Annotated in this window: 23 protein-coding genes; 8 read left to right on the top strand and 15 right to left on the bottom strand. The window is 59.1% G+C overall.

Going from position 1 to position 25,536, the window contains the following annotated elements; translation table 11 throughout:
* The first annotated feature begins 36 nt into the window (after nucleotides 1–36).
* The gene (locus PDR5_RS14720) at nucleotides 37–1,110 is read left to right on the top strand and encodes an aromatic ring-hydroxylating dioxygenase subunit alpha (protein WP_064596598.1); all 1,074 of its coding nucleotides are present in this window, start codon (nucleotides 37–39) and stop codon (nucleotides 1,108–1,110) included.
* A gap of 95 nt (nucleotides 1,111–1,205) precedes the next feature.
* Here the strand turns inward: PDR5_RS14720 and PDR5_RS14725 are convergent, their stop codons facing one another.
* From PDR5_RS14725 to PDR5_RS14780, 12 genes are all read right to left on the bottom strand, one after another.
* Nucleotides 1,206–2,000 carry a cyclase family protein gene (locus PDR5_RS14725; RefSeq protein ID WP_064596600.1) on the bottom strand — a complete coding sequence of 265 codons (795 nt, stop codon included), beginning with the start codon at nucleotides 1,998–2,000 and terminating at the stop codon, nucleotides 1,206–1,208.
* Nucleotides 1,978–2,979: an NAD-dependent epimerase/dehydratase family protein gene (locus PDR5_RS14730; protein ID WP_064596601.1), complete on the bottom strand. Its 1,002-nt coding sequence runs from the start codon at nucleotides 2,977–2,979 to the stop codon at nucleotides 1,978–1,980. Before PDR5_RS14730 ends, PDR5_RS14725 begins: the two co-directional genes overlap by 23 nt.
* A 9-nt stretch (nucleotides 2,980–2,988) precedes the next feature.
* A complete protein-coding gene (locus PDR5_RS14735) occupies nucleotides 2,989–3,972 on the bottom strand; it encodes a fumarylacetoacetate hydrolase family protein (RefSeq protein WP_064596603.1) in 984 nt (327 codons plus the stop codon).
* Nucleotides 3,969–4,550, bottom strand: a complete 582-nt coding sequence (locus tag PDR5_RS14740) for a cupin domain-containing protein (protein WP_064596605.1) — start codon at nucleotides 4,548–4,550, stop codon at nucleotides 3,969–3,971. Before PDR5_RS14740 ends, PDR5_RS14735 begins: the two co-directional genes overlap by 4 nt.
* A 13-nt stretch (nucleotides 4,551–4,563) precedes the next feature.
* The gene (locus PDR5_RS14745; protein WP_064596606.1) at nucleotides 4,564–5,811 is read right to left on the bottom strand and encodes an MFS transporter; all 1,248 of its coding nucleotides are present in this window, start codon (nucleotides 5,809–5,811) and stop codon (nucleotides 4,564–4,566) included.
* Nucleotides 5,801–8,275: an efflux RND transporter permease subunit gene (locus tag PDR5_RS14750; protein ID WP_064596608.1), complete on the bottom strand. Its 2,475-nt coding sequence runs from the start codon at nucleotides 8,273–8,275 to the stop codon at nucleotides 5,801–5,803. The genes PDR5_RS14745 and PDR5_RS14750 overlap by 11 nt, the downstream gene beginning before the upstream one ends.
* 4 nt (nucleotides 8,276–8,279) lie before the next feature.
* On the bottom strand, nucleotides 8,280–9,383 hold the full coding sequence (locus PDR5_RS14755) for a WD40/YVTN/BNR-like repeat-containing protein (protein ID WP_064596610.1): 1,104 nt from the start codon (nucleotides 9,381–9,383) through the stop codon (nucleotides 8,280–8,282).
* A gap of 60 nt (nucleotides 9,384–9,443) precedes the next feature.
* Complete coding sequence (locus tag PDR5_RS14760; protein ID WP_064596613.1) at nucleotides 9,444–10,832, bottom strand: DUF1329 domain-containing protein; 1,389 nt, start codon at nucleotides 10,830–10,832, stop codon at nucleotides 9,444–9,446.
* A gap of 12 nt (nucleotides 10,833–10,844) precedes the next feature.
* Nucleotides 10,845–12,542: a DUF1302 domain-containing protein gene (locus tag PDR5_RS14765; RefSeq protein ID WP_064596615.1), complete on the bottom strand. Its 1,698-nt coding sequence runs from the start codon at nucleotides 12,540–12,542 to the stop codon at nucleotides 10,845–10,847.
* Between the two features lie 57 nt (nucleotides 12,543–12,599).
* Nucleotides 12,600–13,736: an FAD-dependent oxidoreductase gene (locus PDR5_RS14770; protein ID WP_064596617.1), complete on the bottom strand. Its 1,137-nt coding sequence runs from the start codon at nucleotides 13,734–13,736 to the stop codon at nucleotides 12,600–12,602.
* A 134-nt stretch (nucleotides 13,737–13,870) separates the two neighbouring features.
* Complete coding sequence (locus tag PDR5_RS14775) at nucleotides 13,871–14,233, bottom strand: Rieske (2Fe-2S) protein (RefSeq protein WP_064600827.1); 363 nt, start codon at nucleotides 14,231–14,233, stop codon at nucleotides 13,871–13,873.
* Between the two features lie 14 nt (nucleotides 14,234–14,247).
* A complete protein-coding gene (locus PDR5_RS14780; protein ID WP_064596619.1) occupies nucleotides 14,248–15,189 on the bottom strand; it encodes a VOC family protein in 942 nt (313 codons plus the stop codon).
* Nucleotides 15,190–15,446: 257 nt separating this feature from the next.
* Between PDR5_RS14780 and PDR5_RS14785 the strand changes: the two genes are divergently transcribed.
* The 4 genes from PDR5_RS14785 to PDR5_RS14800 all read left to right on the top strand — a co-directional run bounded on the left by PDR5_RS14785 (nucleotide 15,447) and on the right by PDR5_RS14800 (nucleotide 19,623).
* Entirely contained in the window at nucleotides 15,447–16,409 is a 963-nt protein-coding gene (locus PDR5_RS14785; RefSeq protein WP_064596621.1) for a LysR family transcriptional regulator, read from the top strand.
* 59 nt (nucleotides 16,410–16,468) lie between these two features.
* On the top strand, nucleotides 16,469–17,626 hold the full coding sequence (locus tag PDR5_RS14790; RefSeq protein WP_064596623.1) for an alpha/beta hydrolase family protein: 1,158 nt from the start codon (nucleotides 16,469–16,471) through the stop codon (nucleotides 17,624–17,626).
* A gap of 189 nt (nucleotides 17,627–17,815) precedes the next feature.
* The gene (locus PDR5_RS14795) at nucleotides 17,816–19,165 is read left to right on the top strand and encodes a metal-dependent hydrolase family protein (RefSeq protein ID WP_064596625.1); all 1,350 of its coding nucleotides are present in this window, start codon (nucleotides 17,816–17,818) and stop codon (nucleotides 19,163–19,165) included.
* An 11-nt stretch (nucleotides 19,166–19,176) separates the two neighbouring features.
* Nucleotides 19,177–19,623: a GlcG/HbpS family heme-binding protein gene (locus PDR5_RS14800; RefSeq protein ID WP_064596627.1), complete on the top strand. Its 447-nt coding sequence runs from the start codon at nucleotides 19,177–19,179 to the stop codon at nucleotides 19,621–19,623.
* Here the strand turns inward: PDR5_RS14800 and PDR5_RS14805 are convergent.
* Both PDR5_RS14805 and PDR5_RS14810 read right to left on the bottom strand, forming a co-directional pair.
* A complete protein-coding gene (locus PDR5_RS14805; RefSeq protein ID WP_064596629.1) occupies nucleotides 19,608–20,543 on the bottom strand; it encodes a LysR family transcriptional regulator in 936 nt (311 codons plus the stop codon). The genes PDR5_RS14800 and PDR5_RS14805 overlap by 16 nt on opposite strands.
* A gap of 367 nt (nucleotides 20,544–20,910) precedes the next feature.
* A complete protein-coding gene (locus tag PDR5_RS14810) occupies nucleotides 20,911–21,912 on the bottom strand; it encodes an AraC family transcriptional regulator (RefSeq protein WP_082934414.1) in 1,002 nt (333 codons plus the stop codon).
* 359 nt (nucleotides 21,913–22,271) lie between these two features.
* On the opposite strand from PDR5_RS14810, the gene PDR5_RS14815 reads away from it, so the two are divergent.
* From PDR5_RS14815 to PDR5_RS14825, 3 genes are all read left to right on the top strand, one after another.
* Nucleotides 22,272–23,084, top strand: coding sequence for an SDR family NAD(P)-dependent oxidoreductase (locus PDR5_RS14815; RefSeq protein ID WP_064596633.1), 813 nt, complete (start codon nucleotides 22,272–22,274; stop codon nucleotides 23,082–23,084).
* Nucleotides 23,085–23,138: 54 nt separating this feature from the next.
* Nucleotides 23,139–23,435 carry a YciI family protein gene (locus PDR5_RS14820; RefSeq protein WP_064596635.1) on the top strand — a complete coding sequence of 99 codons (297 nt, stop codon included), beginning with the start codon at nucleotides 23,139–23,141 and terminating at the stop codon, nucleotides 23,433–23,435.
* Nucleotides 23,436–23,542: 107 nt separating this feature from the next.
* Complete coding sequence (locus tag PDR5_RS14825) at nucleotides 23,543–24,316, top strand: SDR family NAD(P)-dependent oxidoreductase (RefSeq protein ID WP_064596637.1); 774 nt, start codon at nucleotides 23,543–23,545, stop codon at nucleotides 24,314–24,316.
* 213 nt (nucleotides 24,317–24,529) lie between these two features.
* Here the strand turns inward: PDR5_RS14825 and PDR5_RS14830 are convergent, their stop codons facing one another.
* Nucleotides 24,530–25,498, bottom strand: a complete 969-nt coding sequence (locus PDR5_RS14830; RefSeq protein WP_442963861.1) for a DNA-binding protein — start codon at nucleotides 25,496–25,498, stop codon at nucleotides 24,530–24,532.
* Nucleotides 25,499–25,536: the final 38 nt, after the last annotated feature.

Here is a 25,536-nt window from a genome sequence, read left to right on the forward strand (position 1 = left end):
CCTGAACCGAGCCTTGACCGCTCGCCGGAGAACATCATGACCACCGCTGCCCTGCCCCTTGCACACGAAATTCTCCCGGCCACTGCGTCGAGCTTCCCGCTCGATCAATGGTACGTCGCGGCTTTGAGCCGGGAACTGAAAAACCAGCCGCTTGGCCGCACGTTACTGAACAAACCGGTAGTGCTTTTTCGCACGGCGGATAACCAGGTCGCCGCACTGGAAGACCGCTGCTGCCATCGTGCACTGCCCCTGTCCGGTGGCACGGTAGAGGAGCGCGGTTTGCGCTGCGGTTACCATGGACTGCTATTCAATGAAGGCGGTAAATGCATCGAAATTCCGGGCCAGGACAAGATTCCGAGCAAAGCCAAAGTGCCTGCCTACCCTGTTCGGGAGCAGGATCAGATCATCTGGATCTGGTTCGGCAGCGCTGAGCATCCGCAGCCGACATTCTCGCCACCGGTCTACGACGTGCACAGCAGCGGCAAATACCTGTTCGACGGTGATGTCTACCACTACGACGCGCCTTATCAACTCATCCACGACAACCTCATGGATCTGAGTCACCTGGGCTATGTCCATCTGCACACCATTGGTGGCAACGCCAGCATTCACATGAACGCGCAGATGAGTGTGGACAGCGACGACTCGATGGTTCGCGTGGTTCGCCACATGCCCGATTCCGTTCCGCCGCCGACCTACACCGCCGCCTATCCGTTCAAAGGCAACATCGACCGCTGGCAGGAGATCGAGTTTCACGTCAATCACCTGCGCATCTGGACCGGCGCGATCGACGCAGGCACTGACGATTTGAATAACCCGGATCGAGGCGGTTTCCACATGCGTGGTTTTCACGGCGTAACGCCAGAAACAGACACTTCAAGCCACTACTTCTGGACCATGGCCACCAACCCTGAACATGATCCCGAGGCCGTCACAGCCAAAGTCCTGCATCAGACGCGATTGACGTTCGACGAAGACAAAGTGGTGATCGAGGCGCAGTACCAGAACATGTGCCGGTTCGGTACGCGCCCGATGATTGATATTCATGTCGACGTCGGTGCCAATCGTGCCCGTAGAATCATTGAGCGACTGCGCAATCCGACGGGTTGATGGCCGCAAAACAGTGGCGGCGGCAAACGCCGTCCACTGTGTTCAAAGCCTGCCGTTCTCTTGCTGTCGTTAAAGGAATGTCTCAAACAGCCCGATCACTCTTCGAAAATAGCCACCGCACGCACAAAACCTGCAGACGCATGCCGGATTTTGTAGGGAAAGCACGACACCGTGAAGCCGCTCGCTGGCAGGGATGCGAGGTTGGCCAGTTTTTCCATTTGCCCGTAGCCAATATCGCGCCCGGCCTTATGCCCTTCCCAGATGATCGAGGCATCGCCGCTGGCGGCAAAACGTTCACGGGTGTACTTGAACGGCGCGTCCCAGCTCCACGCATCAGTGCCGACCACGCGCACGCCGCGTTCCAGCAGATACATCGTCGCTTCGCGTCCCATGCCAATGCCGGCATCGAGATAACCCGGCTGGCCAAACAACGCCCCGGCGCGTGTATTAACCAGGACGATATCCAGCGGTTGCAACGTGCGCTCGATACGTGCCAGCTCCGCTTCGACCTCTTCTGCCGTCACCACGTGACCGTCAGGCAAATGGCGAAAATCCAGTTTGACCCCCGGCTGCAAACACCAGTCCAGCGGCAACTCGTCAATGCCAAACGCCGGCTCGCCGCCATCGGTGGTCGAGGCGTAATGCCAGGGCGCGTCCATGTGGGTGCCGCTGTGGGTGGTGATCTGCAAGCGCTCGGCGGCCCACGATTCATTGCCGGGCATCTGCTCTAGCTGCAAACCCGGAAACATCGCCGCCATCTCCGGCCAGCCTTGCTGGTGATCCATGTAATCGATTTTCGGCAACAGCGGCGGCGGGTCTGTATACGGGTTGTTATCGAGGGTCACCGAAAGGTCGACCAGACGACGTTTACGCTGGATGGGCTGTGACATGAGGCGTATCTCCGTTCAACGGCAGAGGCCGATAAAGGGCTGGATTGAGGGCGTTGCGAATAAGCGTGGCGACGTTGCCGTCATGGCAGAAACCGGCAGCGCGGGCCTGCGGGGTTTTCAAGGGAGGCATGCGCCCGAACAGGGTTTCGAGGTCAAGGTCAGCGGCGAAACTGATCAGCGCACGGCGTTGCTCGCCGTAAGTTGCCGCCAGTGCATCGATGACCTGGGCGATGGACAACTGCAGCACCGGCAGTTGCCAGACCCGCTGTTGCGCGGCGACGTCATCCAGTTCAGCGGCGTGGATCAAGTTGTTCACGCAACAGCGCGCCGACATCCACCACGCCGTCGCTTGCGGCGACACCGGGCAGCAATAGTCAGCGCCCTCGGCAAAGGCACGCATCAAGTCGCTCATGAAGGCCGAGCGCAACCCGTTGGGTTCGCGTGGGCGCGCGACAATGCCCGGCAGGCGCACCGCGCGACTGTCGACTTCACCGCGCCGACCCAGATCGATCAGCGCGCGCTCGACCATCACCTTGTGTGTGCCGTACGACAGTTGCGGGTGCAGTTCAGCCTGCTCGTTCATCTTCGCCGGCAGATCAGCGCCGTACACCGCGACGCTGCTGGCATACACCAACACCGGAGGTCGCGCCTTGTTGCGCAGTTGATCAAGCAGTTCGAGGCTGGCCAGCAGGTTGACCTGATAACCTAATTCGTAATGCGCCTCCGCTGCTCCGCCGGGAATGCTGACCAGGTGAAACACCACATCAATGCCATCGGCCAAGACACGGCGCATCAACGCCGCATCCGTCACGCTGCCGCTGTGCCGACGCAGGCGCGGATCGACTGGCAGGCCTTGGACATCGGTGTCCAGCACCAGCAACGAACGAATGACTTGCCCGCGCAAACTGCCGCGCGCGAGCAGACAACGCAGCAGTTCGCGACCGACAAAGCCATTGGCTCCGGTAATCAGTACACGCATGGGCGTTCCTTAGCCGTGGGCCTTGACGACGCGTTGATCGATCGCACCGAACAGTGACCGGCCATCGCTGCCGGTGACGTCCATGCGCACGCGATCACCGAAACGCATAAAGCCTGTCACCGGCGCGCCGTGCTCGATCATCTCAATGGCCCGACGTTCGGCGATGCACGCCGAGCCGACGTTGCGCTCGGCATTCGACACCGTGCCGGAACCGATCAGGGTGCCGGCGCGCAAGCGCCGGGTTAACGCGGCGTGGGCGATCAGTTGGCCAAAATGAAAGTTCATCTGCGCGCCGTGCGGCTGGCCAAACCACTCGCCGTTCCATTGCACTTGCAGGGGCAAATTGACGCGCCCATCACGCCAGGCTTCGCCGAGTTCATCCGGGGTAATCGCCAGCGGGGCAAAACTGGAGGACGGTTTTGCTTGCAGAAATCCAAAACCGGTGCGCATTTCACGCGGTGCCAGCGCACGCAGGCTGACATCATTGATCTGCAGAATCAGCTTGATGTGCTGCAACGCGTTTTCCGCCGAACAGCCCATCGGCACATCATCGACCAGCACGACAAATTCGCCTTCGAAATCGATGCCCTGGCTTTCGCTCGGCAGTTCGATGTCATCGTGTGCGCCGATGAAGTCATCACCGGCGCCCTGATACATCAACGGCGTACGGTCAGCGCCTTCGATCGGGTCGAGGTTGAACGCCTTCTGCATCAGTGCACCGTGACTGAGAAACGCCGAACCATCGCACCATTGATAAGCACGCGGCAACGGGGCCATCGCCTGCGCGGGGTCGAAGGCAAAGGCCTCGCGGCAATCGTGGTTTTCAAGCTCACGCGCCAGGGCTTGCAAACGCGGCTCGGCTTCAGCCCAGTTTTCGATGGCTTGCTGCAAGGTCAGCGCTACCGAACGGGCGTCCAGCGCCCGGGCCATGTCACGCGAAACCACCACCAATTGGCCGTCACGGCTACCGTTTTTCAAGGTTGCGAGCTTCATGATTTTTCTCCCGGGCAGTCTTGCAATTCAGCGGCGAAACGCCCGTCCAGCAGAATAAACACCATGCGCGCCATGGCCTCGGTACGGTTGCTCCACGCGTGATGGGTGCCGCGCTGAACCACCACGTCGCCGCGTTTGAGGTGGACTTCTGTCTCGTCGAGCACCAGCCACACTTCGCCTTCGGTGACGATGCCGTAATCGAGGGTTTCGGTGCGGTGCATCAGTTTGTGTCGCGCGTTGGCGTGACCGGTGCCGGCGTGCGCCTGGCCAATCTCGGCAAATGCAGCCGCAGCAGAGGCATCGCTGACCTGGTTCTGCACGCTGTCCGGCGGAATGTCGACGACACGAATCACACTGCCTAGCGGGCCGGGGCTCAGCTGTAAGGGTTTGCTAGTTGGATCATCGGCATTGTCGAGCAGTGCCGGACTGCCGCTGCTGTTCCATATTTCATGAAACACCGTGCCTGGCACCGCTTGCAGTGCGAAGACGTTGGCGGTTGCTCCGAGACTGGAGACGACCGCGCGGCCATGGGCATCATGCCCGGTGACCACGCGTTTGAATTGGGGAAGCGCTTGCATGGAAAATCCTCGTTCAATGGCCGTTGCTGATGGAGTCGTGCCCGCCAACATTCGTGCGGATCAATAGACCACCGAGCCTCGGCACGGACAGACAAAACAGCGCCACGACCAGTTGCAGCCAACCGATCATGGCCAACGCTTGCGGCAACGCCGTGGAAGCCCCGGAAGTGATGGCGAGTACCACCAGCGGGCTGATGAACTCGCCGGCAAAAATCGCGGCGGTGAAGCACCCCGCCGCTCGTCCACGCTGATCAAAGCCGACTTGCGCCATGATCCAGGTGATCAACGTCGGCAACATCAGGCCGATGCCCAGACCGTTGACCAGAACCGCGACCACCACCTGCGCGTGGCTGCCGGCGGCGGCCATCAACAGGCCGCCGATGCCGGCCAGGCCATAGGCAATCAGCAACAGATGCTGGCTGCGCAGGCCGCTCAACAGGCGAAAACTCAAGGCCCCGACGAGCACGCCGAGTTGATTGGCGCCCATGGTCATACCGATCTGCTGCGGCGCATCCACGTGCAGCAGGTTGAGCAAGTAGCCGGCCTGCACCGGCACGATGAACAGGCTCAGGCCCGCGAGCAGCGACAACGCATACAGGGGCGTCAGTGCGCGCCACGGAAACAGGCGTGGGACTGGCACCGGCAATGTTGCTGCCGGTTGCACACGGGGTTGTGGTTCCCAGAGTTTCCACGCCATCAGCGGCAGGAAGATCAGCCCGACCGCGTACAGCGCAAACGGCGTGCGCCAGTCGTCCTGACCGAGAAAACCACCCAAGGCGATAAAAACCGCAGCAGACAGCGACGTCGCGACCATTTGCAGTGCAAACAGGCGTTCACGGCGTGCGCCGCTGTAGTAGTCGCCCATCAGCGTCGTGCAGCAGGTCATGATCCCCGCCTCCGCCAGACCGATCCCGGCGCGGCTGGCGACAATCGCCGGCAGCGAATCCAGCCACAGCGGCAACACACCGCAGAGCGTGTACAGGGCCATGCTCGCCAACAACAGCGGTTTGCGCCCGAGCCGATCGGCGATGACCCCGGCAAACGGTGCCAGTAATGCAATCATCAATGCCGGTAAGGTCAGCACGATCGGCACCAGCACCGTGCTGCCCGCGACCTCGGCAAAATGTGCCTGCATGCGCGGTAATACCGGTGCGAGCAATACCGCGCCGAGCACGGGCAGGCAGCTGCCGAGCAGCAACAGCAACGATTGCGACAAACCGGCACGGCGGCCGCTGCTTTCCAATGAGGATTCAACGGCCATGACAGGTCTCCCGATGACGCGATTGAACAATATCTACCGCCACAGCTCGTGACGGCACGGCCACATCGACTGCCTCCGCTGGCGTTTCTGCGTCGGTGTTCGTGCGCCGTGCAGGCAGCAGGAAGTACGCCAGCGCTGGCAACAACACCAGTGCGCCGACCATGTTCCAGACGAACATGAACGCCAGCAGCACGCCCATGTCAGCCTGGAATTTGATCGGCGAGAAGATCCACGTGGCCACGCCAATGGCGAGCGTGATCCCGGTGAGCATCACCACTTTGCCGGTGGACACCAGTGCGCGGTAATAGGCTTCTGACAGGCTCGCGCCCTGGCGCAGATGACCTAGCAGGATGCTCATCACATACAGCGCATAGTCGACGCCAATGCCGACACCCAACGCGATGACGGGCAACGTCGCGACTTTCACGCCGATGTTCAGCCAGACCATCAACGCTTCGCAGAGGATCGAGGTGACCATCAGTGGAATCACCGCGCACAGCGTGGCGCGCCACGAACGGAAGGTGATCAGGCACAGCACGATCACCGCCCCGTAGACCCAAAAGAGCATCTCGCGATTGGCTTGCTTGACCACGATATTGGTCGCCGCTTCGATGCCGGCATTGCCCGCTGCCAGCAGGAACTGCACATCATCGTTGTTATTGGCGGCGGCGAATTGCTCGACATGATCGACCAGCCGCGTCAGCGTTTCAGCCTTGTGGTCGGTGAGATAGGCGTACAGCGTCAGCAGGCTACAGTCCTCGTTGTACAAGCCGCGTGGCGCACTGGCGGTGATCATGTTGAGCATCGCCTGATTGTTCTGCAGCTCGTACCACTTGGCGCTGCCTTCGCTGAGGCCAACCAGCATGCGCCGGTTGAGCAAGGCCAGCGAGTTGGTCGAATCCACCCCCGGCAGCGCGCGCAGTTGCCAGTCCAGCGCATCGACCTTGGCAAGGATGTCGTAACGCGCACATTGCCCGGCCGGGGTCTTGACCATCACCGCGAACAAATCACTGCTGGCACCGTAATGCCGGGTCAGAAACGCATCGTCCTGGTTGTAGCGCGAGTCAGCACGCAGCTCCGGTGCACCGGCATCCAGATCACCGATCTTCAATTGCAGGCTGACCACAAAACCCAATGCAGCCAACGCCAGGCTGATGGCAATGCACAGGCTGGCCCAGCGACGTCGGGTAAACAGATCGAGAAAGCGCCAGAAGCCATGACGCCGCGCGCCGGCCTGATCGTTCTGCTCGCTTTTGAGGCTCAGTTGCGCCGCGCGCGGCGTTACGCCGACATAGGACAGCAACACCGGCAGCAGAATCAGGTTGGTGAAAATCAACACCGCTACACCGATGCTGGCGATCACAGCCAGATCCTGAATCACCTGGATCTTGATCAGCATCAGCACGGCAAAACCCACTGCGTCGCACAACAATGCCGTCAGCCCGGCCAGGAACAGCCGGCGAAAGGTGAAACGTGCGGCAACGACCCGGTGCATGCCGCGACCGATGTCCTGCATGATGCCGTTCATTTTCTGCGCGCCGTGGCTCATGCCGATGGCGAACACCAGAAACGGCACCAGTACCGAATACGGATCCAGCTGATAGTCGAGCAACGGCAACAGACCCAGTTGCCAGACCACCGCCACCAGCGAGCAGAACACCACCAGCACGGTGCTGCGCAGGCAGCGTGTGTACCAGAACAGCACGGCGGTGGTGATCAGGATCGCGACGGCGAAGAACAACAGGATCTGCTTGAGCCCGGCAATCAGGTCGCCGACCTTTTTCGCGAAGCCGGTGATGTGGATGTCGATCCTGTCGTTCTGGTACTCGCTGCGCAACGCCTCCAGTTGCTCGGACAGCACCGAATAACTCAGCGCCTGGCCGTCAGCAGTGGTCGCCAGCAACGGTACGTAAATGATGCTCGAGGTTTGATCGAACGCGACCAGTTGACCGAGCTCGTTGGAGCGCTGCACGTTGCGACGCAAGGCCTCAAGACTGGCCGGTGTGCCAGCGTAATCATCCGGAATCACCGGGCCGCCATCCAGGCCGTCTTCAGTCACTGCGACCCAACGTGTTGCGGGCGTCCACAGCGACTTCATGTAGGCACGGTCGACGCCGGGCAGCAGGTAAAGCTTGTCGCTCAACGCCTGCAAGGTTTTCAGATAATCAGCGTCATAGATATCGCCCTGGCGATTGGCGACGACAATGCGCAAGGAGTTGCCCAGACCGCTGAGCTGCTTTTGATGTTGCAGATAATTGGCGATGTAGGGTTGTTGCGTGGGAATCATCTTTTCGAAACTGGCGTTCAGCTCGACGCGCGTGGCCTGATAGCCCAAGAAGAGCGTGGTCACCAGGCACACCAGCAGCACCCACAACCGGTGATTGAACAAAGTGCGTTCCACGACCGAGCCGGAGCGCGGGTCGAAACTCGCCAGGCTGGCCGTGGCGTTGTCGAATGGTTTCATGACCTCACTCCGAAGCTGTAGCAGTGGGCGATGCAAGCCGCGTCAACCCGGTGAAACCGGCCAGCACCAGGCTGCCATCAGCGGCCTGCACGACACTGGAAATCGATTTGCCCAGCGGTTTGCCGAAAGGCTGAAGGGTGGGTGCATCACCCGAGGTGCGAAACATTGCGCCCGCCTGATTGATCAACAACAGCTGGCCGTCGGCGGTGCGAATCGCTTCACTGAAGGACACCGGCATCGGTACGGGCGCGGGCAGAAAGCTGTTGCCGTCGTCGGTGGAAATGAACGCGTTGCCTTTCAGTCCTGCCGCCAGCAGCGTGCCGTCATCGCGCACTTGCAGGGCGAAGAGGCTGCCGCTGTACGGGCTGTCGAGCGCGACGAAAGATTGTCCACCGTCCTCGGAACGCGCCACATAACCTTGCTCGCCGGAGATGAACCAACGCTCGCCGTGTTGCGCGATGGCATACAGATGCGCGCCCATCGGATTGTCGATCTGGCCCATCAGCGAGTGCCAGCTCACGCCGCCGTCTTCGGTGGTAAACGCGAGGCCGTAGGCGCCGACGATCACGCCGTGACGCGCATCGGTGAACTTGAGGCTGAGAAACGGTTTGTCCGCGCCTTCGCTGACCATCCGTTCGGCGGTTTGCACGCGCGCCGCCGCTGCGTCGGGGTCAGTCGCTGTCGGCAGTTGCTCGCGTGCGGCGTGCAACTCCAGTTGCGCAGCGCGGTTGCCGTCCAGCTGCAACGCCCAGTTTTCGCCGCCGTCGTGGGAGACCAGCACCGCACCGGCATGACCGACCGCCCAGCCCGTGTTGGCATCGACAAACTGCACCGCCGTAAGGCTGACGGAGACCGGCACCTGCGCCTGCCGCCAATTTATACCGTTGTCATCGGAGAGCAAGACGATGCCGCGTTCGCCGACCGCCACCAACCGCGCACCTGCCCGCGCCAGATCAAGCAACACGGCTTGCCGGGCCTGCGGCGCGCGCATCGCCGGGGTGTGCAATACATCCCCAACGACAGCAGCCTGAGCCTGGCTCACGGGTAATACGCAAGGCAGCGCCAGTAACGCTAACAACCGCCCGAGCACCTGACAGATTCTGTTCATACCGACCTCGAAACCACCTGTGAAACCGGATCGCCACACCGTGTGGCGATCCGGCCCGATTCAACGAACCCCGGCACCCGCCATCGCCGCCGGCGAGAATTCAGACGCCTTGTAGCGATCGACCACGCCGTATTGCTCAGGCAGACCGGTGTAGACGTTCTGGATAAACCAGGCGCCGGAGGTCAGGTCGTAGAACCCCGAAGACAGCTGCGCTTGCGCTGGCAGATCCGGCAGCACGGCGGGCAGCGACCACAAGGTTTTGGCGAGTTGGCCGTTGGCGTCCCAGCGATCGCCGAGCATGGCTTGCCAGGTATCTTCGTCGAGGTAGTAGCGGCCTTTCGGCAATTGGTGACGCTTGCCCGGCGCGAGTTCGGCGTCCACCACCCACACGCGGTGCAGCTCCCAACGCACGTAATCGGGGTTCATGTGATGGGCCAGAAACAGGTCTTCCGGTTTGCCGGCGGTCAGGACTTTGTTGGTGTTGTAAGGGATGTACATTTCCTGCTTGCCGACCAGTTTCCAGTCGAAGCGATCGATGCGCCCCTGAAACACGCTCAACTCATCGAACGACATCACCCCGGCGGTGGCCGGCGTCGGTGTGTCGCAGCAGGCATTCGGCAATTTGCGCACGCGGCGCTGGCCGGTCAGATAAACGTGGGCCTGGGACTTGTCGCCGTTGATATTGGTGCGCCCCATGATTTGCTCACCGGCACGCAATGGCGGGCCGACGTTAAGCAGGCGGAACAACCAGTAATCACCGGCGAAACTTTCCGGCGTGCCGTCTTGGTAGTAATAGGGCATATCCTGGATCGCCTGGCCGTCGGTGGTCATCACCTGTTTGCCGTCTGCGGTCATCAGGTAATGACGAAAGTGCATGGCCAGGGACGTGCCGCGCCAATTGAGGATGTGGTTCCACATGGCTTCGGCGCCGTTATGCGGAATCGGGAATGGAATACCGCCAAACGCACCTTCGGGCACCGGTCCGGCGCTGCTGTCGACCAGTTTGGCGCGGGTCGCGTTTTTCAGGGTGTTGTCATACACCCATTGCGGCGCGGCGGCCGTGCGACGGGTCGGATAGACATCGATGCGATAGGTCTCGGGAAAACGCTTGAACATTTCCTTGGTGCCATCGCTGAGCTTGGCGGCGTATTGCGCCAGGTTTTTCGAGGTGATGCTGAACAGCGGCTTGTCGGCCGCAAACGGATCGCTGCGTCTGCCGCCCGGTTTATACGCCGGGTCGACCTTGGTGTAACCGCCCTGCCAGGCCGGAATGCTGCCGTCGGCATTGCCTGCGCGTTCGGCACCCATTGGCGTGAGACTGCTCGACAGTTTGGCCGCCTCTTCTGCGGTGGCTGCAGTTGCAACCTGACTCAGGACGGTCAGCGTTCCGAGCAAGGCAAAGCACAGGGCCTTCAGCCGTGGGAAGCGATTGTGGTGGTGAGAAGTCATGCGCAAGTCCTCTTAAAACGTGGTCTTGACGGAGAAGGCGAGGTAATCCCGATCCTTCAGCGATTGCTTGTAATTGAACTGGCTGAGGCCGTTGAGGTTGGTGTCCTCGGCGCCGTAGTAATGCGTGTAGGTCAGGCCGGCCGTGACGCGATCGAGGTATGTGGCGGTGATGCCGATGTTGATGTCGCCACCGTTGTCCGGGCCGAACGAACTGACCACCGCTGATTTGCCCAGCGGGAAGTAACTGACGCCAACGGGAATGCTGATATCGATGCCGGAGAAGAACTGGCGGTACGTCGGCGTGTAGACGACTTTAAAACCGAGGCCATCATCAGTGGCGTTCGGGTCCAGCGCGGCGCGATTTTTAGTGACGCTGAGCAGGCGGTTCCACGCCACTTCGCCAACCAGTCCGGACTCTCGGGCGAGGAAGTTCGGGCCAAACGAAGCCAACACGTTCAGGTTGACGTGAGCAGTGCGACCGACCGCGTAGAGCGCGTCATCATCGTTGTCTGCGATGACGCCGGGCAGCACGGTCTGACCGTTCGAAACCAGCGGCATGTTCCAGCGCATCGACGCTTCACCGGCGAAGCTGTACTCGTCCACGGTGGTGGAAAAACTCGCACCCAGCGCGCGAATATCTTCGGGGTAAACCCAGTAGTACTCGCCGATCTGTCCGGTGCTGAAGTTCGGCGCCGCCGTTGACGGTTTCAGATACAGCTTGGGTGTCTTGTCGTGGTACTGAATGGCGTAGAGGCCGTATTCGACGGTCTCAGCGCTGTATTTCAGTTGCAGACCGCCCTGCCCCGAACTGCGCGCTTCCTTGTCATTACCGTGGAAAAACGCGGCGGGACTGGCCGGGTTGCCGCCGAGGAATGCCGGAAACGGTGCACCGACGATCAGACGCTCATTGCCTTCGCCAATGGTGTCGCTGGTGGAGAAATAGCTGCCGGCGGCGGGCAGTCGGGTTTCTTCCCATTCAAGTTGGTAATACGCCCCGAGCGAGACGTCGTCAGTCAGTTGGAAGGTGCCAGACAGTTGATTGACCGGACGGGTGATTTCCTTGAACTGCGTATTGGGCACCGACTGCGCCTTGACCACATCAACCGGGGCCATGCCACCGGCAATGCCGTTGGCGCCGAAGAACAGGCTTTCCCCCCAGATCAGGCCATGACGGCCGGCACGCACTGACGTTGCACGGTCGGCCAGTTCACCGTTCCAGTAGACAAAGGCGTCGAGGATTTCGCCGTCACCACCGTGCAAATGACGGGTGTCATCGGTGAACTCGTCGTAGCCCACCGAACGCGCGTTGGCGCGGCTCGGATCGTTATTGTCGTTGTTGCCCTGGTACTCGCTGTCGTACCACGCTGCGCCGCTCAAACGTGCGCCGAAGTCCTGAAACGACAAATCCAGCTCCGAGAGGATGTCGGTGCGATTGGAGATCAGGCCTTTTTTGAACGCACGATCGCCATCGTCCTGATTGAGTGCCACCTGCCCCTTGGTCAACTTGCTGCTCGGATTCTGCGTGCGCCAGGCAGCGCTGTACTTGACCGTGTTGTCCCAACGCAGCTTGAAATCCGGGTTGCCGGTATCGATGTCGAAAGCGTGAGCGGCCTGGCTGCACAGCACCAGCAGCGCAGCGACGCTCAAACCAAAGGGTGCAGACGAGCAGACCGGGCGACGCGCGAGCGCCGCAGTCGTAGAACTAACCATCGCGTTAACCTCTTGTTTTTATAGTGGTAACTGCTGTGGATGCGTCGCAGGTGGGACTTAGATCGGCTCGGCGGTGCGCGCGAGCATTTGCTTGACCAGACCGATGCGATCGAAGTCGCGGTCGTGTTGCATTTCCTTGTCGCCGGCCAGCACCGAGCTTTCGCTGATGTATTTGCAACGCTCGAAACGCCGCGCCATGAAGCGCTGCAGCTGCTGTTCGACGCTGCTGGAGGCGGACTGCTCGCGAGTGAGTTCTTCGCTGAGCACAATCGCGTCTTCGATGGCCATGCCGGCGCCTTGGCCGAGGTGCGGCGTGGTGGCGTGGGCCGCATCGCCGATCAGCAGGACGCGTCCGCGATGCCACGGCTCATCGACGAACACCACTTCCATCGGCTTGTAGACGACCAGGCTGTTGTCGGTGATTTGCTCGCGCAGCTCGCCGATCAGCCCGGTAAAACCCTGCAGGCGCTGGCGCATTTGCGCAGCCAGATCAGCAGGATCCATCCACGGATTGGACGGTTCGTGGGACGTCAGAAACAGGTACATCAAATCGCCGGCCAGCGGCACCAGCCCGGCGTTGCCGTCAGCGCTTTGATAGTTGGCCAGATGATCGATCTGCTGCGCGCGGGGAAAGTTGTAGCGCCACACCGACTGACCAGTGAAACGCGGGGTGTAGGCATCGCCAAAGACCAGGCTACGCACTTTCGAGAACAGACCGTCGGCACCGACCACCAGGTCGTAGCGGCCGCGACTGCCGTCGGTGAACAACACGTCGACCTCTGTGCCATCGTCGTTCAGCGTTTCCACGCTCAAGCCCAAACGCACGTTGGCGCCGAGTTGCAGGGCGGTTTCGCTGAGGACTTTGTGCAGCGCCAGGCGGGAAATGCCGACGTTGGCAGGGTATTGCGGGCCGGCCAGTCGCTGACCCGGAATGCGCGCCAGTTGTTGCCCGCCCGGGCCATAGATAGCGACGTCTTCGAAGGCATAAGCGGCATCGAGATAACCGTCGAGAACGCCCAGCTTGGCCATCTCACGGACGACGTTGCTCTGTTGAATAATCCCGACGCCATAGACTGTCCATTCGGACTTGAGCTCGATCAGGTCGACCTCGATACCTTTACGCCGCAAGGCGATGGCCGCACACAAGCCGCCGATACCACCGCCCACGATCAGAACATTGTTCACTGTACTCATGGTGTTCTCTCTTTTTATTCTTGTGATCGATGCTGCGTCGGGCACGGCATCGTTGGATGAAGCTTCCCGGCAAAGCAGGGATTTGACTAATCGCGAGTAAGGATGCGATGTATCGCCATACGCGATACCTCGACTTATCCCGGCTGCGGCAACTCTTCAGGCATTCGTAACAGCAGCCAGCCATCCTTCTCGCAGAACGGCAGCGCCTCCAGCCTCTGGCCCAGGCACGGGCCGTAGATGCACTTGCCCGTCGCCGGCAGAAATCGCGCGCCGTGGGCGTAACAGACGATCAACTGGCCATCGGCGGACAGGAAGCTGTCCTTGCGATACTCCAGACGCACGTCCAGATGCGGACAACGGTTGCGATAGACCCGCACCTGATTGTCGTGACGCAGAACGAACACGCTGTCGCGGCCCTGCGCCAACGGATCGAATCCGCGCGCCCGGCCCTCCTCCAGTTCGTCCAGCCGACACAATGGCTGCGCAATACCGCTCATGATCAGCGCGGCCCTCAGCCGAGTTTTGGCGGCGGGCCACCGGGGGCCCATTTTTCTTTGGCGCTGAACAGGAACAGCTGCGAGTTATCCGCCGACAGCGGCGCGCGACGGGCCTCCCAGGCGTCATCGTGCTTGTCCATGTCGGCGTCGTATTCGATGTGGCAACCCAGCGGACTGTTGAAGTACCAGAACCAGTTGGAGCCAAACAGGTGACGGCCCGGGCCCCAGAAACTGGTCCAACCCTTTTGCTCGAATCGCGTCCCGGCCAGCAGCACTTCGGTGCCACTGCCCATATGGAAGGTGAAGTGTTCGCAGCCCTTCATGTGCGGTGGGGTCTGGATCATGAACAGGCAATGGTGATCGTCAGAACCGGCCGGGCGCATGAACGGCCCGGCGCCAATGAAGGTGTCGGTGGTGCGAAAACCCAGACGCTCGGCGTAGAACGCTTCTGCTTTCGCTGCATCGGGTACGAAATACACCACGTGCGACAAAGTGCGCGGAACAGCGCCCATATCGAGGGTAATGCCAGGCTGGTTAAGCGGCCGCTGTGGCGCATGGCCGGCGGCGTTGGTCAGGTCATTCGGAGCGCTGTAAGGCTTGCGTACGCTGACTTGAAAAGCGATGGCGAAACCCATGTCGTCAACGCTGTGCAGCACGCCGTGCTGATCACGACGGACGATGCGATCACGGGCCAGCTCATCTTCGATGGCATCCAGATCGCTGATCGCAGCGACCCCGTAGACCGTCTCGCGAATGGACGGCGCCGGACCGATCGCCGCCGGCAGATCAGGATCGTCGGCTCGGCGGATAATCACGGCGGTGCCGTCCAGCGCTTCGAAACGCCCGCCCTCGCCGTCAACGCCAACCGGCGCGAGGCCGTAATCGCGCAGGCAATCGGTGCAGGCTTGAATGTCATCGACGCCAAAAATCAGGGCATCAAGGCCAATGATGTTCATGGCTTACCACTCCATTGAAATTATGATCCGGAGACTGTCGCCATGGACGCCTTGCAGCGCGCCAGGCCTGACTGGAAACCGGTGGTGGTGTCGGCAGCAGGGCCGACTGCGGCGAAGATTGGCGCAAGGGCTGACAGCTGACTAATCGCAAGTCGGGATGCGACCTATCGGCAAACGCGATACCTGCGACGAAGGTTGACGTGTCGATGGATTCGTTCGAATGTATTGCGAAAATAAATACAAGAACGGACCTGCCCATGCGTTTCAACCATCTGGATCTGAACCTGCTGGTCGCGCTCGATGTGTTGCTCGAAGAGCAGAACATCACCCGCGCTGCCGAACGCCTGCACATGACCCAATCCGCCACCAGCGGCGTGCTCGCGCGTTTGCGCACCTACTTCGAGGATGAGCTGCTGGTCCAGGTGGGACGCCGGATGCAGCCCACACCCTATGCCACGGAACTGGCGAAACCGGTGCGTGAAGTACTGCTAACGATTCAGTCCTCGATTACCGCCAAACCGGTGTTCGATCCGGCGACCAGCAAGCGACATTTTCGTTTGGTGACCTCGGATTATCTGATCAGCGTGCTGTTCGCCCAGGTGATCCAGAACATTCATCAGGAAGCGCCCAATATCACGTTCGAAATGCTTGGCCCCAGCGACAACTCCGGCGAGTTGCTGGTACGTGGCGAGGTCGACCTGATGATTGTCCCCGAGCGCTACATCATTGATGGCCACCCTTCGCACCTGCTGTTCGAAGAAGAGCACGTGTGCGTGGTGTGGCAAGGCAATACGCAGGTTGGCGACAGCCTGACCCTTGAGCAGTACATGGAGATGGGCCATGTCTCGGTAGGCTTCGGCCGTACTCGGCACATGAGCATTGAAGAATGGTTCATGAATCAATACGGCTTCAATCGGCGCATTGAAGTGATCACCAGCGACTTCAATACCTTGCCGCAATTGATCGTCGGCACGCAGCGCATCGCCACGATGCACCAACGTCTGGCGAACCTCTACGCGCACTATCTGCCACTGCGCATCCTGCCGCCGCCGGTGAAAATCCCGGTCATGCGCGAGTACATGTTGTGGCACCGCAGCGTCGACGGCGACCCGATGCACCGCTGGCTGCGCGAACGCATCAGCGAATCCATCCAGCAGCTGCAACACGTGCCTATCGTATCGCGCGATACCTCGTATCCGCCGTCACGATTGGCCAATTAACCGGGTGATCCTTAACGTGCCTTGGGAATGCCACGGCAACCATAAGGACAACAATAATCATGTTTCGCTATTTCCCGACCAACTACGTTTGGAATCTCTCTGTCGACCTGGCCATTGAAATGGGCGCCCGCATGGGTGAAATCGAAGCGATGTGCGCCCCGCTGCAAGAGGCTGCGAAACAGCCAGACGCGGCCGGCACCCGCGCCTTTCGCGAAACCTGGGCGAAAATGGCCGACAAGCTCTGCGGTCTGGCCGAGGAAGACGAAGGCAATGGCCGGATGCTCTCGGCTGGCGAAAAATACAACCGCGCCGCCACCTATTATTTGACCTGCGAGCGCCTGCAAGCCCACGGCGCGCCGGGCCGTACCGAGCTCTATCAACGCTTCCTGCAAACCTTCAAGCGCGGCATCGAACTGTCGCGTGAAAACTGTGAACGGGTGGAAATCCCGTATGAGGGCAAACACCTTTCCGGCTTGCTGGTGCGCGCCGAAGGCATCGATGGGCCGGCGCCGATTCTGGTGCAGGTCAACGGTCTGGACTCGACCAAAGAAATGAAATACCGCGTGGGCCTGCCAGCCTGGCTGGCGAAACGCGGCATCTCTTCGCTGATCATCGACCAGCCCGGCACCGGCGAAGCGCTGCGCCTGCACGGCCTGACCGCACGATTTGACAGTGAGCACTGGGCCAGTCGCGTGGTGGATTGGCTGGAAACCCGAAGCGACATCGATGCCAAACGTATCGGGCTCGAAGGTGTATCCCTTGGAGGGTATTACTGCCCGCGCGCGGTCGCATTCGAACCGCGCTTCGCCTGTGGCGTCGTATGGGGCGCCAACCACGACTGGCGTGATGTGCAAAAGCGTCGACTGGAAAAGGAAGGCAGCTTCCCGGTGCCGCACTACTGGGCGCATGTCTGCTGGGTGTGGGGGGCCAAGAACGTCGAAGAGTTCATGACCATCGCCGAAAACGTCCACCTTGACGGCGTGCTCGACCGGATCAAGGTGCCGTTCCTCGTGACCCACGGCGAGCAGGATTCGCAGATTCCGTTGAAGTGGGCGCATCGCACCTACGAACAACTGGTCAACAGTCCAAAATGTGAACTGAAAATCTTCACCGAACGTGAAGGTGGCGTGCAGCATTCGAGCTTCGACAACAGCATCAATGCCGGGCATTACATTGCCGACTGGATCGCCGAAACCCTGGGCGGTCGCACCGCTTGATCCACTGAAAAAAAACGCAAAAAAAAACGCCGGATAATCTTTCGATTTTCCGGCGTTTTGCATTAACGGATTCAAGCGCTGGCGCACCTATTGACGCCGTCAATACGCAGCCATCGATGCAATCTGCTGGTCGTCCCCTCGCCTGCTCTCTAGCCTCTCTTTGCAGAACAATCACAAAGCGAAGACGCCATGACTGCCCTGCACCTGAAATGCCAGACCCTGTTCGACGGCACTGGACTGGAGACCCGCCAACAACAGACATTGATCGTCGAAAACGGCCTGCTCAGTTACGTCGGCGCTACCGCGTTGGCACCCGCTCCCCAGCCAGGCGATACACAGGTGGATGCGGGGGATGATTTCGTGATGCCGGGGCTGGTGGATGTGCACACGCATCTGGCCTTCGGCAACGCGCAAAGCGAAGAAGACATTGATCTATGGACCAGCGACGAATTTCGCGCGTTGCGCGGGATGTTCTTCGCGCAACACGTGCTGGCCGCCGGCGTCACCAGCATGGTCTGCCCCGGCGACAGCGGCCAGCTCAGCATCGCCGTGCGCAATGCGGTGACCGCTGGTTTGTTCGAAGGCCCGAGGATCGCGGCCAGCAGCCGCGTCATCACCAATCGGCAGAGTCTGAATGACTGGTTCCCGAGTCGGGTCGGCGCTCCGGAGTACTTCACCGCGCAGTTGGTCACCAGCCGAAGCGACGCCCTCGCGGAGATCCGCAAGCAGGCCAAGGATGGCGTTGACCTGATCAAGATCGCCATGGACGGCACGCACCGCCGCCCCAACGGCGAAATCATTGCGGCCTTCACTGCCGACGAAACCTTCGAAATGGTCGAGGAAGCACATCGTCTCGGCTGCAAGGTCGCCACGCATGCCTACGGTCGCGAAGCCGTGATGTACGCGGCGCGCGCGGGCGTTGATCTGGTCTTTCATGCCTTTTACATGGACGACGCGTGCATCGAAGCGCTGCTTGAGGCCGGCAGCATCCTTGCCCCGACCATGACGTTCCCGCAAAACACCGTGGATTTCTGCCAGCCCCATGATCCGGCCATCAGCACCGGTTATGCCGGTTATTGTGCTCGCACACTGGAGGTCGGTTCTGCGGTACTCAAACGCGCCAAAGCGGCTGGCGTACCGTTTGCCTGCGGCAGTGATAGCGGTTTTGCGGTGACGCCCTATGGCGAATGGCATGCCCGTGAGCTGGAACTGCTGGTGACACGCCTCGGCTTCACAACAGCAGAAGCTCTATACGCCGCGACGGCTGTCGGTGCGCGCTGCATGCCGCGCGATGAAACCCTCGGCACCCTGCAAGTGGGCAAGCAGGCAGACTTCCTCGTGCTCGACGGTTCACCGCTGGATGACATCCGCATCCTTCAAGATCGTTCGCGCCTGAAGGCCGTTTACAAGGCCGGCCAACCGGTACGTATGGATCGCAGCCCCTACAACCCCAAGCAGGTGTCCGATTTCAACTCACTGAAATGGACGGATCTTTACACCCGCGACCGCGTTGCTCAATTGGGTAAATGGGCCGTATGAGGACACAAACCATGCAACGACTGGATCTGCTTACCGCCACGAACATAGCGAGCGCCGCCATCCACTTTGCTCGGGAAACCGGGATCAAACCTCTGGGCGTCGCGGTACTGGATGCCGCCGGCCATCCATTGGCGGTTCTGCGCGACGAACACGCCACTTTCCTGCGCACGAAAATCGCAAACGGCAAGGCGCGTGGCTGCTTGGGTATGGGTTTTGGAGGCCGTGAACTGGCGCGACGCGCGCAGGCAATGCCGGCGTTTTTCGACGCGATCAACAGTTTGACCGGCGGCGAGGTGATTCCCGTGGCGGGCGGGGTGTTGATCCGGAATGCCGAGGGCGTGGTGCTCGGGGCCATCGGCATCAGTGGCGATACCTCGGACAACGACGAGCGCTGCGCATTGCTGGCCATCGCCAAGGCCGGATTGGTCGCCGACAACGGCGATCAGGCAGAGGGTTGATCGAGTAACGCGGCCTGTTCCAGAAGCAGGCCGCGAAACCATTGCATGGCCGGGTCATGCTCTTGATAGGGATGCCATTGCAAGACTTGAACAGCCTCGGGGAACGCCAGCGGTGCTGGATGGACGCGCAATGGATATCGCTGGGCGAAGCGCTGAGCCTGTCGCTGAAACACCGTGGCAATACGCGCAGTGCCAACGATGTACTCCGGCATCAGCACAAAGCTTTCAACGGTCACCGCCACTTGCCGTTCAATGCCGAGTTCATGCAGGTGCATGGCATCCATCGCCAAGTTGTGCCCGTCGGCAAACTCGCGCACCACATGCGCTGCCGCGCGATAGTCAGCCATGCTCAGTTGCTCGGCAAACTGTGGCTGTTGGGCGCAGACAATACAACAGAGCTGGTCAGTCATGAGCGGCATATGGGGATAGGCCGGATTCAGCGTTCGTTGCGGCACGACCACACAATCGCTGCGCCGATAATCCAGCGCTTCGCTGACGACATCACCGTCGCGTGGCACCGGCATGTCGCGCAGGCTCAAGCGAATATTCGGAGCGACACGCGCCAAAACACGGCTGACCGCCGGAAGCAGCACGTCGGCGACGTAATCGGATGCTACGAGGGTGATGTGCCGGTCACAGTTCGCCGGATCAAAACTTAGTGGCGCGTCGACGACTTCCCGTGTCAGCGCCAACGCTGCACGCACTTTTGGCAGCAACTCCAGGCCCAGCGCCGTAGGTTCCAGGCGGCGCCCCACTTGCACCAGCAACGGGTCATTGAAATGTTCACGTAAGCGGCCCAATGCCGAGCTGGCAGCTGACTGCCCCAGGCACAAACGCTCGGCCGCTCTGCTGACGCTGCATTCGCTCAGTAAGGCGTCCAGCGCAACCAAGAGATTAAGGTCGAGGCGTCGATATCGCATGTGGGTTCCGTTGGCGCTGGTAGCGGCTTGTCTGCTCCGAGTTACGGGCATGATCAAAAACGAACCATGACCTTATCGAGCTGTGTACCCATGCGCCAATCGCATGCGTCGTTGGGAGGTATCGCTAACGAAGATACCAAGCGCCAATGCGCGCTATATCAGGTAAGCAAAAGCCCTGCGACCACTTTTGATCGAGAGCAACTTATAAGTTGCTCGAAAATCGATGCTCGTGGATGACGGCAATCGGCCAAAAGCCGCCAGTGGCGAACAGCAGCAATCGACCCAAAGCGGACGGCGGTCACAGTTAAACATCGGCCCGAAGCGGACTCCCCCGAGTGTCTATTTAATCTGCGGCGATCTACCCCTCCTATTCGCCTGAACTGTCAGCTAAGGGATGGCTGGAATTGTCCATTTGAGCCCTGATCCTGCTTGGCGTACTTCCTGTCCACGATTGAAATGCGCGAGCGAAAGAGTTGGAGTCTTCGAACCCCAAAAGAAACGATATCTCCGAGCTCGACATAGCGGTATTGCGTAGGTAATGGCGTGCCAAAGAGTCGCGCAAAGTATCTAGCGTCTGCTGGAACGTAGTCCCTTCGTCTTGCAGTCTGCGCTGAAGTGTGCGGGTGCTGACCCCTAGCTTTCGACTGATTTCCTGCATCGATACCGCGCCCGCCGGTAAAGACTCAAGCAGCGTACTGCGTACCCGTTCGACCATTCCTGATGTCCTGTCCAGGTCGGACAAACGCTGTCGCAGACTGGGCTCAAAGAACAACCACATCTTATGGTTTTCTGTCAGAAAAGGGCGCTCGACGTCCGCTGCTGCAAATACCACGCTGGCCTGTGGCGCATCAGTCACGGGAACGCCGAAGTAGGCTTGGTACGCATTCAAGTCCGGGCCAAGGGTTGACGGCGATGGCCAGTTCACCTGCAACGGCTGCACAGCGCTACGTGTCGCCAACCTTGCCAGTTGAACAAAGAAGACGAGCTTGAATGCTAAAAAAACAGTAGGTGGCTCGGAGGCGTCTAAAAAATCCATAGTGACGGTGGTATGCGAATTAGTACGCACAACCCGAATCATCATGGGCGCGATTAGCCTCACATACTTGGCGATCCGGTCGAGGGCACTGCCCATATTGGCACTGCACAGCGCGGCAAAAAGCTCCGGGTCAAACCAGTCTGACGACATGACCTGAGCAATTTGCAAGGGAGCGGGCAATTCGGCGTTTACAGATTTGGCTTCAGCTTCAATAGCCTCCCAAAGCTTGAAGAAGTTTGCCGAGTCCAGGCGAACGTTCTGTCGCGTAAACAAATCGCCTGGTAATTGTGCGCGACGCAAAACGGGAGCAGTTGCCAGTCCCGCATCTTGCATCAATACCCGCCATCCTGGCCAAACTGAATAGTCCAAAGCTGAGCTGCGCTTACCGATCATGGGAAATGTACTGCATTCATGGGGAGATTTATTTTCAACTTTAGGGTTCAGTTTAGGTCGCCAATCACGCCACGACAACGGCGGATTGCGCCAGAAATACCAGAAAAAAACTGGCGCCTTTCGAGGTCAAGTTGGCGCGTTAGGCGAGTGCCAACCGCTCATTAGGCGAGCAATGTATGCCTATCTGAGATGTTGAACTGCCCGATCTCGATGATCGCATCGTTATCGAGAAAATACAGAACAAAGCATCTTCTAGATCAAGACGTGTTTTGGGCTTTTCCTCCACTAATGGTAGTCATATGAAAAAGACAGTTTTAATTACCGGTGCCTCATCGGGATTCGGCTTGATGCTTGCCACCAGTCTTCACCAGCAAGGCTTTAACGTCGTTGGCACGAGTCGCAATCCGGAAAAATATGCCAGCACAGTTCCATTCAAATTACTGCGTCTGGATATTGACGACGATATTTCCATTCAGTCATTTATCGATGAGCTTTTTAAAAATATCAAAGCTTTGGATGTGTTGGTAAACAACGCCGGATATATGGTGACCGGCATTGCAGAAGAAACACCTGTAGAAGTAGGTCGTCAGCAATTTGAGACAAATTTCTGGGGCACTGTCAAGATTACAAACGCGGTGTTGCCGCAATTGCGTAAACAGAAAAGTGGCCAGATCATCACTATCAGTTCAATGGTGGGGTTAATAGGCCCACCTAATCTTTCTTACTATTCGGCATCAAAGCACGCCGTGGAAGGTTACTTCAAGTCTCTGCGCTTTGAGTTGAATCAATTCAATATCAACGTCAGCGTGGTTGAACCTGGTTGGTTTAAAACAAATCTGGGGCTGAATGCTCTCTCGATAACGGATAACAAGATCTCTGACTACGACCTTTACCGTAAAAAAGTGAACCTGGTTACCCAAAAGGGGATAGATGAAGCAGAATCTCCGCACGCCGTTGTGAACACTATCACCAAGCTTATTGATACGAAAGAGCCGAAGTTCAGTAATCCTGTGGCGAAGATGGCTGGCATGATTTTGTTCCTTCAGAGCTACCTGCCAAAAATATTTGAAAATGCAATATTCAAAAGCATTGCATCAGGTAAGAAGTTATAGAAGGCATATGCAGCTCTGATTTTGTCGATGCGCTCAGCTAGAGAGAACTAACTTATGAAATATTATCTTTGTAAGTACATCCCGCCACGTGCGGACTTCCTGGCAACAATGACTGTCGAGGAGCGTCAGTGGATGACTCAACATGGCAGCTATCTGAACGAGCTTCTTGAGCAGGGGGTGGTCGTAGCCCACGGCCCGGTAATTGATCCTGATGGCAGCTACGGTGTTTCGCTGTATCAAATTGAGGATGATCGGGATATTGCAGCAATCACATCGCAAGATCCTTTCGTAAAGAACGGATGTGGGCACTACGAACATTACGCAATGCTTCATTTGAAAGCGCGCGGGTGATTTGTGAATTACCACATCACTGAACTGTTTTATCGAAGTCATTAACTTTGCACTCAGCTGTGCTATCACCAGTTGATTTACAAATGCCGACAACAGGAAATACAGACATGACAACTGCACTTATCACTGGCGCATCGAGTGGCATTGGTTCTGTTTATGCCCGCAGGTTTGCCGCTCGTGGTCATGACCTTGTTCTCGTCGCTCGCGCGACCGACAAGCTCAACATTCTTGCCACTGAGTTACGTGACCAACATGGTGTTTCCATCGAAGTCATTACTGCTGATTTGACTGACAGCGTTCAGATCGAGCCCGTACTTCAACGGCTGCGCTCAGAACCGCCGATTGATATTCTCGTCAATAATGCAGGGGCCGCATTAATGGGGGATTTCGCCACGGCCGACTCCGTCGACATGTACAAGTTACTGCGACTGAACGTCCTTGCCCCAACCTTACTAACGTCAGCCGTCATTGGAGGGATGGTGCAACGTGGCAGCGGTTCGATCATCAATATCGCGTCAGTGTTGGCGCTTCTGCCTGAATACTCCCACGGCATCTACGCGGCCACAAAGTCCTATGTACTGACGCTCTCGCAGAGCCTCGCGGCAGAAGTCACGTCGAAGGGAGTGTACGTTCAAGCCGTACTGCCTGCAGCTACGCGTACAGAAATTTACGAACGTGCGGGTGGCGACATCAGCAAGGTGCCCGACGTCATGGAAGTTGATGAGCTTGTGGATGCGGCACTGGTAGGCTTTGATCGTAAGGAGTTGGTTACCATTCCACCTGTGCCTGACGTTGCGGCATGGGAAGCTTTCGAACGCGAACGCGTGCTCTTGGCACAGGGTTTTAGCAACGCCCAACCCGCGGCACGCTACCGCTCTTAAAAAGTGTGGTGACGCCGGGCGCAGGCGTTGCCATTACCCCGGCCTCGAAGGTCACTCCATAGCCTTCGAGGTGGCTGAAAGTAAAGTTATAGCTCTCCCGATCAGCGTCCAGAGCTGATCGGCTATCGTCGAAAAGTTCGCCCTTAGACGCGCAGACATCGTAGCCCGCCAGGACACGGTCGGCCCCTAGCCAATAGATACCTCACACCAGTCCTAGTGGATCGCCAAGAGCTGTTCCGTTGATTGGACGAATGTCCGCTTTTGGCCGATAGCGGTCGCTTTTGAGGGTTCTCTAATGGCCGCTAGCCGACACCTGCGGTTAGTCTTTAGGGTTGCTTGATGTCGGTTTTTTCTGACTCGCGGCTTGCGCTTGATCTCTGACAGCTGGCGTATCTGAATCAACTGTTGTTCTAAAGTTTCTGCGCGGGCCAACTGCGCCGCAGTACGTTGCTCCGCTTGGCTGAGCTCGCTCTGGGCCGACTCCAACCTACGTCGCAAGTCGTCGCACCTGCGGCTGGCTACTTTTGATTGGCTTACTGCGGCTTTCCCCTCCTCCCGGGCCCGATCAACCTCGCGGTGAGCCCGATCCTCAACGCCACGCAAATAGTTCTCCTGTGTGATTCGCTCCTGTTCGGCCTTGAGTCGTAGCAAGTGGAGTTCCTGTTGGAGAATTTGATTTTGCCCCTGGGCATCGTGCCGTTCACGCTTAAAGACATCACGCTGTTGCCGGAGCTCCTCAATCTGGGCCTGCCGCTGCACCAACAGAAGGTCCAGGTCAGCCAAGCGAGATTCGGCCGCCTGACGCCCGGCCATTGCTTCTGAAACCTGTTGGCGCCCTTTTGCCAGATCCTGATGCGCTCTATCTTCAATTTCTGCGAGTCGCTCACGTTCGGCGTCCAGCACTTGGCGCTGCTCCGCTAAACCCTGTTCGGCGACGTCCTGCGCCAAGTGGATCGCCTGCTGCCACACAGCGATAAACGCCTGCGACACCTCACTAGGTAACGCCGGCAAACGGGTCTCCCCGCTCAGGCGTTCGGCCAAACGTGCCCACCAAATATCGAGGAGCCCACCGACTCTAACCGGACTTCCCCTACCCAGTTCCAGGCGCACGCGCTCGACCCCATCTCGTCGAACTGAAATTTTAGTATCCGCGTCCCCGCGACCAGTACCTCGCCGAGCAATTGCAACGCCCCGGCCCAGACGGCAAAAGCGTTGCCTAT

Source organism: Pseudomonas sp. DR 5-09 (assembly GCF_001655595.1).
Classification (GTDB): Bacteria; Pseudomonadota; Gammaproteobacteria; order Pseudomonadales; family Pseudomonadaceae; genus Aquipseudomonas; species Aquipseudomonas pharyngis.

Bases quoted from the DNA above. Each gene is read 5' to 3' on its own strand.
- PDR5_RS14770 (WP_064596617.1), bottom strand. From the start codon at position 13,736: ATGAGTACAGTGAACAATGTTCTGATCGTGGGCGGTGGTATCGGCGGC.
- PDR5_RS14805 (WP_064596629.1), bottom strand. From the start codon at position 20,543: ATGCGATATCGACGCCTCGACCTTAATCTCTTGGTTGCGCTGGACGCC.
- PDR5_RS14730 (WP_064596601.1), bottom strand. From the start codon at position 2,979: ATGCGTGTACTGATTACCGGAGCCAATGGCTTTGTCGGTCGCGAACTG.
- PDR5_RS14810 (WP_082934414.1), bottom strand. From the start codon at position 21,912: ATGCAAGATGCGGGACTGGCAACTGCTCCCGTTTTGCGTCGCGCACAA.
- PDR5_RS14815 (WP_064596633.1), top strand. From the start codon at position 22,272: ATGAAAAAGACAGTTTTAATTACCGGTGCCTCATCGGGATTCGGCTTG.
- PDR5_RS14720 (WP_064596598.1), top strand. From the start codon at position 37: ATGACCACCGCTGCCCTGCCCCTTGCACACGAAATTCTCCCGGCCACT.
- PDR5_RS14765 (WP_064596615.1), bottom strand. From the start codon at position 12,542: ATGGTTAGTTCTACGACTGCGGCGCTCGCGCGTCGCCCGGTCTGCTCG.
- PDR5_RS14800 (WP_064596627.1), top strand. From the start codon at position 19,177: ATGCAACGACTGGATCTGCTTACCGCCACGAACATAGCGAGCGCCGCC.
- PDR5_RS14725 (WP_064596600.1), bottom strand. From the start codon at position 2,000: ATGTCACAGCCCATCCAGCGTAAACGTCGTCTGGTCGACCTTTCGGTG.
- PDR5_RS14740 (WP_064596605.1), bottom strand. From the start codon at position 4,550: ATGCAAGCGCTTCCCCAATTCAAACGCGTGGTCACCGGGCATGATGCC.
- PDR5_RS14755 (WP_064596610.1), bottom strand. From the start codon at position 9,383: ATGAACAGAATCTGTCAGGTGCTCGGGCGGTTGTTAGCGTTACTGGCG.
- PDR5_RS14745 (WP_064596606.1), bottom strand. From the start codon at position 5,811: ATGGCCGTTGAATCCTCATTGGAAAGCAGCGGCCGCCGTGCCGGTTTG.
- PDR5_RS14775 (WP_064600827.1), bottom strand. From the start codon at position 14,233: ATGAGCGGTATTGCGCAGCCATTGTGTCGGCTGGACGAACTGGAGGAG.
- PDR5_RS14795 (WP_064596625.1), top strand. From the start codon at position 17,816: ATGACTGCCCTGCACCTGAAATGCCAGACCCTGTTCGACGGCACTGGA.
- PDR5_RS14760 (WP_064596613.1), bottom strand. From the start codon at position 10,832: ATGACTTCTCACCACCACAATCGCTTCCCACGGCTGAAGGCCCTGTGC.
- PDR5_RS14790 (WP_064596623.1), top strand. From the start codon at position 16,469: ATGTTTCGCTATTTCCCGACCAACTACGTTTGGAATCTCTCTGTCGAC.
- PDR5_RS14825 (WP_064596637.1), top strand. From the start codon at position 23,543: ATGACAACTGCACTTATCACTGGCGCATCGAGTGGCATTGGTTCTGTT.
- PDR5_RS14820 (WP_064596635.1), top strand. From the start codon at position 23,139: ATGAAATATTATCTTTGTAAGTACATCCCGCCACGTGCGGACTTCCTG.
- PDR5_RS14750 (WP_064596608.1), bottom strand. From the start codon at position 8,275: ATGAAACCATTCGACAACGCCACGGCCAGCCTGGCGAGTTTCGACCCG.
- PDR5_RS14780 (WP_064596619.1), bottom strand. From the start codon at position 15,189: ATGAACATCATTGGCCTTGATGCCCTGATTTTTGGCGTCGATGACATT.
- PDR5_RS14785 (WP_064596621.1), top strand. From the start codon at position 15,447: ATGCGTTTCAACCATCTGGATCTGAACCTGCTGGTCGCGCTCGATGTG.
- PDR5_RS14735 (WP_064596603.1), bottom strand. From the start codon at position 3,972: ATGAAGCTCGCAACCTTGAAAAACGGTAGCCGTGACGGCCAATTGGTG.